Annotated in this window: 8 protein-coding genes and 1 rRNA gene (1 of these 9 cut by a window edge); 4 read left to right on the forward strand and 5 right to left on the reverse strand. The window is 36.9% G+C overall.

Annotated elements, in window-relative coordinates:
* Positions 1-49: 49 nt before the first annotated feature.
* Positions 50-958 (reverse strand): hypothetical protein, encoded by a 909-nt coding sequence (locus IA57_RS08155; protein WP_036121867.1) that lies wholly within the window; start codon positions 956-958, stop codon positions 50-52.
* A 308-nt stretch (positions 959-1,266) separates the two neighbouring features.
* Between IA57_RS08155 and IA57_RS08160 the strand changes: the two genes are divergently transcribed.
* Positions 1,267-1,839 (forward strand): RNA polymerase sigma factor, encoded by a 573-nt coding sequence (locus IA57_RS08160; RefSeq protein WP_036121870.1) that lies wholly within the window; start codon positions 1,267-1,269, stop codon positions 1,837-1,839.
* Position 1,840: 1 nt separating this feature from the next.
* The gene (locus IA57_RS08165) at positions 1,841-2,572 is read left to right on the forward strand and encodes a tetratricopeptide repeat protein (RefSeq protein WP_036121872.1); all 732 of its coding nucleotides are present in this window, start codon (positions 1,841-1,843) and stop codon (positions 2,570-2,572) included.
* On the opposite strand, the gene IA57_RS08170 is transcribed toward IA57_RS08165, so the two are convergent.
* From IA57_RS08170 to IA57_RS08185, 4 genes are read right to left on the reverse strand one after another with little or no spacing between them, the layout of a single operon-like run.
* The gene (locus IA57_RS08170; protein ID WP_036121875.1) at positions 2,569-5,337 is read right to left on the reverse strand and encodes a CHAT domain-containing protein; all 2,769 of its coding nucleotides are present in this window, start codon (positions 5,335-5,337) and stop codon (positions 2,569-2,571) included. The genes IA57_RS08165 and IA57_RS08170 overlap by 4 nt on opposite strands.
* Before the next feature lie 57 nt (positions 5,338-5,394).
* The gene (locus tag IA57_RS08175; protein ID WP_036121878.1) at positions 5,395-6,027 is read right to left on the reverse strand and encodes a hypothetical protein; all 633 of its coding nucleotides are present in this window, start codon (positions 6,025-6,027) and stop codon (positions 5,395-5,397) included.
* Positions 6,028-6,078: 51 nt separating this feature from the next.
* Complete coding sequence (locus IA57_RS08180; protein ID WP_036123212.1) at positions 6,079-8,505, reverse strand: ribonuclease HII; 2,427 nt, start codon at positions 8,503-8,505, stop codon at positions 6,079-6,081.
* Positions 8,506-8,536: 31 nt separating this feature from the next.
* Complete coding sequence (locus IA57_RS08185) at positions 8,537-9,136, reverse strand: ribonuclease HII (RefSeq protein WP_036121880.1); 600 nt, start codon at positions 9,134-9,136, stop codon at positions 8,537-8,539.
* A gap of 71 nt (positions 9,137-9,207) precedes the next feature.
* Here IA57_RS08185 and IA57_RS08190 point away from each other — a divergent pair, with 71 nt between their 5' ends.
* A complete protein-coding gene (locus IA57_RS08190; RefSeq protein ID WP_036121882.1) occupies positions 9,208-11,205 on the forward strand; it encodes a putative porin in 1,998 nt (665 codons plus the stop codon).
* A gap of 593 nt (positions 11,206-11,798) precedes the next feature.
* Positions 11,799-11,960: ribosomal RNA gene (locus IA57_RS08195) — 16S ribosomal RNA — on the forward strand (it continues 1,364 nt past the right edge of the window).

Genomic DNA, 11,960 nt, shown 5'->3' on the forward strand with positions numbered 1-11,960 from the left:
GTATCTATGTTTTAGCCTTGTAAAAGGTTAACATTAGAGCGTTATATTATTATGGGGTTTCGGTTATTTCGTAAATCCAGTTTTTACTTGTAACATCACCATTGGAGTGTGTTACTTCTGCTGAAATTGGATAATCAAACTCGTTATACACGTAATCGTATTCTTTTAACGAACTATAAGAGTCACCTTGGATAGCTACCTGTGTTATATTGTTATTGTTGTAAATACATGTTCGGAAAAACACATAATTTTCGGGAGATTGATCATAAAGTTCGGCTAGGTTAAATATAGATTGAGGGTTGTCAATTCCCAGTTTGTTTAGGGTTAAGATACCTGGGTTTTTTTTGTTGTCGTAACTAAATGTTTGGGTTTCGGTTATTGTGTAAGTTAGCCCGTTGTCATAGCTAGCTTCGTTTATTATTTGTGAAACATTTCCTTGGGTGTTGTAAAACAATTTAACTTTAGTGCTATAGCTATTTTCACTAGCTGTTTCGGTAACAGTAGTAATTTTATTATCAGTATTGTATTCGTATTGTCGTTCTATATAATTAGTTGTTCCACTTGAGCTATAAGTGTAATGTGTGTAAGATGTTAAAACCAAATTGTTATTATTGTATGTGTAGTTTGTTGCAATGTTGGTGAATAAGGCCGAATTAGTTTGTGTAACACCCGACACCCTATCTAAACTATCGTAATTATAAGTGTAATTAGAAAACTGAATTATTTTACCTTCACTATCATAAATAATATTACTAGGGACTCCGCTATAGGTGTAACTTGTTAGTCTATCATTTTCATCGTAATTAAATAAAGTTTCCAAAGTACCAGTAATTACGCCTGTAAGTTTTATTGATTGTGTAGGAATGATATCATTTTGAGGCATATTATCGTCATCACTACTACAATTATAAATCAATAATGAAAAAAATATAATTCCGATTAGTTGTAAGGTTTTCATTTTAAATAAAGTTTATTGATTAACATCTATTTATGCTTTCACTTGTAAAAGGTTAACATCAAATAAATAAAAAAGCCAAAAGTTTATGCTTCGCTATGCATAAACCCTTGGCCTTGCAATTAACTAACTCAAAAAAAATGAGGTGTATAAAAGCATGACTATAAGCCATGTGCTTTAAATCTTTATGTTGCATAAGCGGTTAGGATTAACATAATTGTAAGGTTTTTTTTGTTAAAGAGATGGTGGTGTATAGGTTTAAAGGTTATTTTTGGCTATTGGTGTTAACCTTAAACCACAATTTTCATTAAATGGAAAATACTAATGCGAGCCATCATATACTAAAGGCGCTTCGGTCTGGTTCAGAGCGCACCCAGAGAGAAGTTTATGAAGCCAATAGGGACAAGTTTTTAAACTTTGCTAAACGGTATGCCCTTTCAGAAGAAGATGTTATTGATGTTTATCAGGATGCGTATATCATTTTTTACAACAATATTGTTTCTGGAAAGTTAGAGGTGCTTACAAGCAGTATAAGTACGTATTTATTCAGTATTGGGAAAAACCTAATTATGGACCGGTTAAGAAAACAGAAAAGGCAATTAAAAACCAACGATTACACGCATTTGGTTCAGGACGAAACGTCCGACTTGTCCGCTTTAGATTTAGAGCCGGAAGCTTTAAGCGAAGAACAGGAACTTTTACGAACACACTTTGGGACGTTAGGAAAAAAATGTCAAGAAATTTTAACCCTATTTTACTACAGAGGGTTTACCATAAGTGAAATATTGGAGTTTAGCGACTACAATAGTGAGAACGTGATAAAAAGCCAAAAATCACGCTGTTTAAAAACATTAAGAGAACTTATTAAATCTAATACGATTTAAAATGAATAAAGACGACCTATTATATAAGTACTTCTCAAATTCCTTAACGTTAAAGGAAACGCAAACATTCAACGAACTGTTAGAACAGGATGCGGCATTTAAAGCCCAGTTCGAGTTTGAGAAAAACCTAAAAAGTGCCATAAAAGAAACCGAAAGCCGTAAGTTAAAAGCAAGGCTTAAAGAGGTTGAGCAAGATTTAGCCAACACTACAATTAAACCGGGTAAAACAAGGTTTAATTACCAGATGTTTGCCGTTGCTGCTTCTATTGTTGTGTTTTTAGGTTGGTTTGGTTATAACACTCTTTTTGGCCTAAATTACAACAGACTTTACCAAGACAATTATAAAACTTATCCCAATACCGTTTATAGTATAACAAGAGGAGATGCTAATAATTCTTTAGAACGAGCGGCTTTTGTGGCTTACGAAGCAGAAGATTATAAGCAAGCGGTGGCGACGTTTAAAGAAATTGAGCAGACCAATAAAGCGAGCTATATTTCATTTTATATGGGGCAGACTTATTTGGAATTGGAAAATTTAGAAGCCGCCAAAACCATGTTCGAAAAGGTGATAGAAACTGAAAAAGATTTTGTGCCCGAAGCCCATTGGTATTTGGCCCTAACGTATTTAAAGTTGAAAAACAAGACGCAGGCCAAAGTGCAATTAAACACATTGGTAAATACGTATACATACAATAAAGAAAAGGCGTTAGAGATTCTTGACCGTTTAGATTAAGGCTTGGTTTTTAGAAAGGTTATCCCAAAAGCTACCAGCCCTAAAAAAGCAATTAAACCCCAAACGTAATGTGTTTGGGTTTCGTTAATTGCCGATAGATTTCCAGAAACAATAAAACCAGACCAATAATAAGGGTGTACTAGAGCATTTTGTTTGTTGTCTGCAATAAAATTTACCTTGGCTTTTTGCAAAGCCACATGTTTGGGATGACCCTGCGATAAGTAAGCGTAAAATCCATCCATTATTTTAGCGGTGGCGCCATCGTTAATCTTCCATAAGGTACTTGCAATACTTTTGGTGCCACTAAAATAAAACCCACGCGCAAGACTTAAAAAGCCTTCACCGCGTTTTAGTTCGCCAATGCCACTTTCGCAAGCGCTTAGGGTAACAAGTTCGGTACGAAGCTCTAGGTTGTATAAATCGCTTACGTACAGAAGGTTTTCTTCGTTGGTGTCTGGCTCGAAAGCAAGGTAGGAAAGCTCTGGGTGTTTGTCATTGGTAACGGCATGAGTTGCTAAATGAATTATTCCGTGCTCTTGATTTTCTTGTAAAAAATGATTAAGTGTGGCCTGTGCACCTATTAGCGATTTGCCATTAAAGTAATTTAAAATAACATTGGCCTCTTTTTTGTTGTTGGGTAGGGGTAATAGTGTTTTATTATTGCTGGTTTTAAAATCGGGGGCTAAAGCCAGTAGGTTGCGATTGCTTATAGAGGTCTCGCCCAACTGCATGAGTAGCGTTGCAGAATTGGCATAACCAATAGTTTTATGTGTTATTAAATAGTTTAGACCGTCTTTTTGCGTGTTAAAACTTCCAAATGGAAGGTAGTTTAACAAGCCGTCTGGAATAACAATAAGCCGCTGCGCTTTTTTATATGGTTTAATGGCTGGTAAAACAAGGAGGGTATACAGTTCGTGGGTTGCTGTGGCCAATACCGAAACTTGAGATTGGGGCGAGCTTAAATTTTTATATGCCGAAACAATTTTATTGTTAAGCGCTTCGGACATCTTAACTTTGTGTATGCTAGCCGAGTTTTGGTTTAACGAAATGCAGTACAAGGCATGATTGCCATAAAAGTATGTAATGGCAAGATCTTCTTCTTGTAGTGTTTCTTGGAACGCGTTTAAACGACTTACCTGTGTGTTGTATTTTAAGTTGTAATAATCCTTGTGGTTGGTTTCTATGGTTTTAATAATGTTCCAATGCTTTTTTTTAAGCTCGAATAGCTTGTCTTTTAAAGCATGGTTGTTATTCTGTTTGCCACTTATTATATTTTTCTCTAATCTGCTGATTTCAGATTTTAACTGTTTTTCATTTTCAAGTAGTTCATTTGGAATCATGCTAAACTTAGTGGCTTTAGCACTTAGCAAGGCTTCAAATAATAAGGTGTTTTTGCTTTTTTCTGAATAAAAAAAGGCGTGCTCTATAAAAGCTGGATCATTGGTGAGTTGGTATTGTTGGTAAGCAGCTTCTATACCGGCTTCAAACAAAGGAAAGGCATCTTCTATGAGCAAAAGTTTATCGGCTTCACTTTTAAAAGTTGGTTTTAAGCTGTCTAGGGCTGTAATGGCCAGTTGTACTGTTTTTGTAGTGTTTGTGTACGCTTCCTTTGTAGCAACCTGATTTAAAGCAATGGCTTTGTCTTTTAAAACCTTAACTAAAAGCGGCTGGTTTGATTGTAGTTGGGAGTTGTTTTGGTTTAATGTGGCAATGGCCAGATTGTAATTTAGAATACTTTTTTCTAGGTTGTTATTGTTGTAGTGCAACAACCCTATTTTATGGTGGTATTCGGCAACCTCCGGATGGGGCTGATTGTTCCATTTTTCTTGGGTTAAATCTAGGGCCTTTTGGTAGGCCTTTAAAGCCAGGGAGCTGTTTTGCTGATCCAGATATAGTTTGGCTTTGGCATTGTAATAGGTGTTCTCTAGCGGGTGCTTTACTGGTAAATGGTTTTTTAAAACCTGCATGTAATAATTAGCACTATCGGGTTGTTTTAAGGCAATGTAGTTGTTTGCGAGAATTTGGCTTAAAGAAATGATGGTGTTGTTATTGCCTTTATTTTCTAGGTTGTAGTTTAGCGCCTCCTTAAAAAGTAAATTGGCTTTTTTGTAGGCTTTTGTGCGACTGTATAAATCGCCAAGCAGGCCATAGTTAATGTAAAGCGAGGTTTTGTCTTCTGGTTTGTTATTTAATATAAACCGAATGTTTTTCTGATAATATTGTTCTGCCACGTTATACCTGCCAGCTTCACTGTTTATTTTTGCAATAAAGTTAAAAGCTCCAGAGAGCAAATCCGATGTTTCTTTTATATGTAATGTGTCTGGGAGGCTGTCTAGAGAGGTAATAATGTCCTGAAACGCTTTTTGCGATTGAGCATAGCTTTGGGTCTCAAAATAATACACGCCTTTATCGTATAGTATGGAATTTTTATAAACCAGATGATTGGGGAGCGCCTGAATATAATCCTCATGATTGACCCAAATACTGTCCAGCTCATTTAAACTGGATTTCATTTTGTTGAGGTTGTAGTTGTAGCTTGCAACCCTGTTAATGCTTATTAATGAAGCAATGGCGTGTTCCCATTGGTTTTCGTTTTTATAATGGGTTTTTATCTTGTTAAAATAATAATACGCCGAGTCTTGATTGGTGTAAAAGTGGGTGTAGGCTTTTTGCAAAAGGGTTTCTACGTCTAAGCTTTCTGACGAAGGTTGTGCCATGGCCCGTAACGAGCAAATTAAAAATATGAGGCAGTAGGTTTTTTTCATAAAAAAAGCTTTCAGCTATGGGAAACTGAAAGCTAATATACAAAATAAGTTAGGCTGTTACTCTCTTATGTAGGCCTGAACTTGGTATGCTGTGGTAACACCTTCTGTGTTAACTTTAATAATTTCTATAAAGGCGTCGCCTACATAACCTTGTTCTAAGGTTAACGGCTGGTAGCTTGTCTCTGCCCCAAAGTTAGGTAAAGGGGCTAGTGCAGAGTTTGTGGTACTCCCTAAAAGGACTTCGGCATTACTAAACACATTAACTGTTAATGAGGTGTAATTAGAATCGCATACAATGTAGTTAACGTCTATAGGAATGCAAGTACTCATAATAGTAGGGCATGGCGGTGGCGGTGGCGGTATAGGCACGCCTCCTATTGGCATGGGCTTTAACGTTGCTATTATACTGTTTAAAACTATTAACTCTTCTTGTGCCGCTTCAAGGTTGGCTTGGGTTTCTTCGTTCCCCTCATTATTGTCTATAATGGCTTGAAGGGTAGCAATCTCTTCTTCAATATAGCTAATTTCTGTATTAAGGTACTGTTTGTACATGCTACTTTCGTAAATGTAATTCTCCTCGGTAAGAATGTTTTCTGTGTTAGGAACCTCATTAACATTGTCATCGCACGATAGCATAATAAAGCAAGAAACGAGGATTGTTAAATAAAAAGATTTGGTTGATTTCATCATAATTGTTTTTTTAGGTTTAATGCGTTTGAAACATAAAGGTTAACAAAAAATTTAATTTATTTGATAGATTAAAATAGAATTATCGCTGCCTTTGGTTACAAATTCCAAATGTCTGTCTTTGTCTATATTGTCTAGTTCAATTTTAGAGGTGCCATAAATAGGAAAGTTGTCTAAGGATTTTCCGTTGCTGTCGAACAGGTAAATTTTATTGGTTTGTAAATCGGTAAGGGTAACGTAAATTTTGTCATACAGATAAAAAATCTCTGGCGCCGTATAATTGCCGTAATCCATTTCTAAAGTATTGCTTTTTATGGTCAAACGGTTTTCAGATTGTGCCACAAGGGTTTTGGCTGTTGTGGTTAAGTGGTGCATGTCGGTAAGCTTTAAATCGCGAGAAGCCGTATTGCCCTTTTGGTCTATAGTAATTAAAATACCATTTTTAGTGGTGGTTGCAAAGTTGCCCTGGTATTCGTAAACCGCTTGGTCGGAATAGTCATATTGGTTTTTTGGCGATACTCTTGGCTTTCCGGTTCTGTCTAAAATATACAACCTATTGGCGGTTTTTAGAACAATGTAGTCCTTTCTGCCAATTCTTATATGTTGCGGCTGATGGATTAAGGCCGTGTTAGCCGATTTAAAAGTGAAGCCTTTTACCGAGCTTCCTTTGGTATCTAGCATGAAAATGTTTTTGCCTTGGGTAACAAGCAGTCGGTATTTTCTGTTGTTATCGTAATCGAAAACCGAAAGCGGTTGCGTAATCTTATCATTAAATTCTAAAGGGAAGGGTTTTACATCGTTACCATTTCTATCAATAACATGAACCCTGTTAGCGGTGGCGAAGGCCAGTTGCAACCTACCGTTTTTATACATGTCAATTTGGTTAATGGTGCCTAAAATAGCTCCGGGAAGTTGTTTTTTCCAGAGGATTTTTCCTTTGTTAGAGATGAGGTATAGGTTGTTCTTGATGTCTTGAACAACAATTTCCTTTTCTTTAGTAAGATGATTGGTTACAAATTGCGGGGTGTTGAGTAAGCGTTCGTTTAGTTTTATGTTAAACTCTTCGGTAACCGAAGCTTCGGTAGCCTTGGCTTTGTCCTTTTTTATTATGCCGTGTATGTGTGCAAAGTTGTTGTCTGCAATAAATTGTATGGTTGCCCATTTATAATCATCCCCTTCAAGAGCGGCAGTATTAGAAAGGGTGTTTTTTAAAATAGCATTTAAGCGTGGCGTGTTCACCGAAATTAAAAGCGAACTCTCGTCGCTTAGTTTTTTTGAAATGTTCTGAAAGTAGCTTTTTTCGCTTAGGGTAGTATTGTTTTGGTAATTGGCAATAATGGTTTGCAAAAGTGCCATATCTTGGCAGAATACAAAAAAATTGTCCAACACAACATATTTATCGGCACGAAAAGACGTAACAAATGGCGATAAGGTATTTTCAAACAGTTCTGGTTGGTTAAAGCTTAAAACATCAACGCTTCTGTAGCTGTCAATACGTTGGCTGCTGCTAATGGCTTGAGCCGTTGTGGTTTCGTCTAAAGCATTTAAAACAAGCGCTTGTTGCTCTCCTTGGTAAATAACACCAATTTCAGAAATGCTACCAAAAAGGGTTTTGTCTAGCTCTAAAGAATCTGTTTTTTGGTAGGCTTTTAAGTTGTCGTGAAACGTGTGAAAATTATTAAACGTAAGGCTTAAAAAACCATCGCTGCTAGAAGGGGTTATTTTAGGGAGGTCGTTTTTTTGTGGCAGTGTGCCTTTAAAGGCGTTTATTAGGCTTTGGGTCGAGTCGGTAGCCCGGGTTATGCCGTTAAAAAGGACTTCGTCCTGCTCTAGGTTAACGTCTAGCAAGACGTATTCGGTTAACCTTTGCGGATGTAAAGAGTCTTTTAAAAGCAGTTCTGTAAAGACGTTGGTGGCTTTCTCGTCGATAAACATGGACAATTGACTGCCATTAGCGGCTGTTTTAAGTAAATCTTTGTGTTTATAAACATGACCTTTTAACGCCGAAAGCATAAGTTGTTGTGAGGTGGCGCCAATAAAAATGCTATCGACTACCGTGTTGAAAAAAGCGCGTCCGTTTACCGTAGTTTTATGATATGTTTGAGCTTTGGTCGTTATGGTTTCCACGCTGTGGTCTGGAGCCGTATCGAGGTTAAAAATACTATCGGTATATTTGGTTAATAAGGTGTATTGCAGGGCGCCACCATCGTCTTTGCTAAAAGCAATCATGGCAAGGCCTTTGTTGTTTAAGTGTTTTAAGATGTCGGTTTTTTTTGCAAGGCTATCAAAAACAGTCGAGCCGTTTAGTTTTTGCAAAAAGTGGTTGTTTTCAATATTGCTTACCAAACTTTGCAGGTCGGTACTTTTTATAACAAGATGTGCTTCTTCAGGAATGTAATTATACAGGTCCTTGTTCTTTTTTTCTGATGAACAAGCTGTGATTAAACAAGCAAGAAATAGTAATCGAAAAACTAATGCCATTAAACGAGGGTTTTTTGCAAATATAATTAAGTTAAAATTCAATCTTCAATTGTTGGGGGAGTAGCCTAAAAGATTTTCGGTGGTATTTGGTAATACCGTGATTTTGTATGGCGAGTCGGTGCTCTTTGGTAGGGTAGCCTTTGTTTTTTTTCCAGTTGAAAAAAGGAAACTCCTCATGTATTTCGGCCATATAGGCGTCGCGGTAGGTTTTTGCCAAAACCGAAGCTGCGGCAATCGACAGGTATTTGCTATCGCCCTTAACAATGGTCTTGTAGGGAATGTTGTTTAGTGGTTTAAACTTATTGCCGTCTACAATAATAAAGTCCGAAACGTGTTTTAGCCCCAAGATTGCTTTGTGCATGGCTAGAATAGAAGCGTTTAAAATATTCATCTTGTCAATCTCCTCAGGAAAAACATGCGCCACGCTATAGGTTAGAGCCTGCGCTTCAATATCGGCTCTTAGCTCATTGCGCATCTTTTCAGAAAGCTGTTTAGAATCGTTTAGTACCTCATGTTTAAAATTGTTGGGTAAGATAACCGCTGCAGCAGTAACCGGGCCAGAAAGACAACCGCGACCAGCTTCGTCGGTACCACATTCAAAGGTAAAGTTCGAGTATTTAAGCTTAAGCATCTAAATAAATCTTAATTAGGTAGCGTTATTATAATATATGTATATAAATTTGCAAGGTCTAAAAAATAATTATGAAGAAACTTTTTTTGGCAGTTTTTTTAATATCTTTCTTTAAGTTAGGCTATGCACAGGTTAGGCCAACCCTTTCTAAAGACCAGATGGGGGACTACAAAACCAATACACAGCGAAATAACGGAGCGCTAGATGACGATGATCCAGACTACAGAGGTTCTAGAAAAAGCACCAGCAATAAAAACATTAAAAATAAAGATGCCAAGATAGAGGACTATCTTATAATTTCGCATAAGAACGATACCACAATAGTCGATACCACACTTACCATTCATAAGGAATACAAGTTTAACTACTTAAGGAAGGATACCTATAGGTTAATGCCTTTTTCTAACGTAGGACAATCGTACAATACATTAATTTACGATTTTAATACCAGCCAACTCATGCCATTATTTGCGGCTAGGGCAAGACACTTTAATTATATGGAGGTCGAAGATATTAATTACTATCATGTGCCAACCCCTTTAACCGAGCTGTATTACAAAACAGCTTTCGAGCAAGGGCAGCAGGTCGACGCCTTTTTTACCGTTAACACCTCCAAGCAGCTTAACATGTCTATTGCTTATAAGGGCGTGCGGTCGTTAGGAAAATACCAAAATATTCTTACAAGTACCGGCAATTTTAGAGGAACGGTAAGCTATAAAACGAAAAACAAGAAATATGTAGCCCATGCGCATGTGGCCATGCAGGATTTGTTGAATAATGAAAACGGCGGTATAGCAGATAGTAATATCCCTTATTTTGAGTCGGGTAACCCCGAGTTTAAAGATCGGGCTGTGCTTGAGGTGAATTTTGAAGATGCCGAAAACATATTAAAGGGCAAACGCTTTTACCTAGACCATAGCTTTAAGCTCATTCAACCCAAAGACTCCATCTCGCAAAACCAATTGGCCTTGGGGCATGTTATTGCGTTCGAAGATAAATACTACGAATACAACCAAGACAGGCAAAACGATTATTTTGGCGAAGCTTTCCAGAACACCAATTTAAGAGATCGGGTAACCTTAGAGAACTTCTACAACAAACTATACCTTAATTATAAGAATGAATATATAGGAGATGTTACCTTTAATGTGGCTCATAACAATTACAACTATGGGTACGATAAAGTAACCTATATAAATAATGAGTATATAACCAACCGTCTAAAAGGCGATGTGGTATCTGTAGGAGGAACTTATAGAAAAAACATTGGGAGCTTTAACCTTGAAGGTGATTTTGGGCTGAACGTTTCGGGCGATTTCGAAGGCAACTATATAAAAGGAAAGGCCACCTATAAAGTGACCGATGGTATAGCGGTGTCGGCCATGGTTAATCACAATTCAAAAGCACCAAACTATAATTACCAATTATACCAAAGTGTATATAAGAACTACAATTGGCAGTCCAGTTTTAATAATACAGAAACACAACAGCTAACCTTTGCCTTAAACGCTAACAAGCTGGCCAATATTTCGGTCGACTTAATTACAATAAGTGACTATTTGTACTTTAAAAAGCAAACCAGTACAACATTTATAAAGCCATACCAAAGCAATGCTTCTATAAACTACCTTAAGGTTAATCTCGAAAAGCAATTTAATGTCGGGAAGTTTTCTTTAATGAATACGGTAACATACCAAAACGTCAAGAATGGCGATAACATCTTTAATGTGCCAGAAGTAGTTACCCGAAATACCTTATATTACTCTAATTACTTTTTTAAGAAAGCACTTTTCCTGCAATCGGGGGTTACCCTTAATTACTTTACAAGTTATAATATGAATGCCTACGATCCGCTTATGGCAGAATTCTATGTTCAAAACGACAGAGCGTATGGTGGTTTCCCTAGGTTAGACTTCTTTATAAACGCAAAAGTGCAACAGGCAAGGCTCTTTTTAAAAGCAGAACACTTTAATTCGGCCTGGACAGGGTACGACTTTTATTCGGCACCAAACCACCCATACAGAGATTTTACGGTAAGGTTTGGTATCGTGTGGAATTTCTTTTTGTAAGGCTTTTCTATAACCGGAAATTTTTCTTATCTTGTAAAGCTTTGAAAATCAAGACTTGATTTTAAAATCGAAAAAAAACTTCAAAAAAGGTTGCGAAAAGTTTGTTGTTTAGGAAAAAAGGGGAGTATATTTGCACCCGCAAACAGCAAGTGCTGTAAGCATAAGTTCTTAGAAAGTTATAGTGTGTTGAGGTTAAAGAATTGATTTTCAGTTCAAAATAAAAAACTTCAAAAAAACATTAAAAAATGTTTTTAGGATTAAAAAAGGCTGTATATTTGCAGCCGCAAAAATAGCGAACGCTATGAGTAGCAAAGTTCTTATAAGCATTGAAATTTTGAAAAAGAAACGAGTCGTTTAAGCCTCGAAATAAATTTCAAAAAAACTTTCAAAAAAGTTTTGCAGTTTTAAAAAGGGTTGTATATTTGCACCCGCTTTGCGAAACAAGGCGATACGATACAAGAAGACACGTTCATAAACATATTGAATTGACAGCGTAAGAGACGATTGGGAAACCAATTGTTTCGACAGAGAGAACAAACCATTTTGAGACCTTCAAAAATCGATTCGGGTCGTTATACAGATTTTAAGATTTAACGATGAAGAGTTTGATCCTGGCTCAGGATGAACGCTAGCGGCAGGCCTAACACATGCAAGTCGAACGGTAACAGGGATTAGCTTGCTAATCTGCTGACGAGTGGCGCACGGGTGCGTAACGCGTATGCAACCTACCTCTTACAGGGAGATAGCCCAGAGAA

The sequence above is a fragment of the Mangrovimonas yunxiaonensis genome (genome assembly GCF_000733475.1).
Lineage (GTDB): Bacteria > Bacteroidota > Bacteroidia > Flavobacteriales > Flavobacteriaceae > Mangrovimonas > Mangrovimonas yunxiaonensis.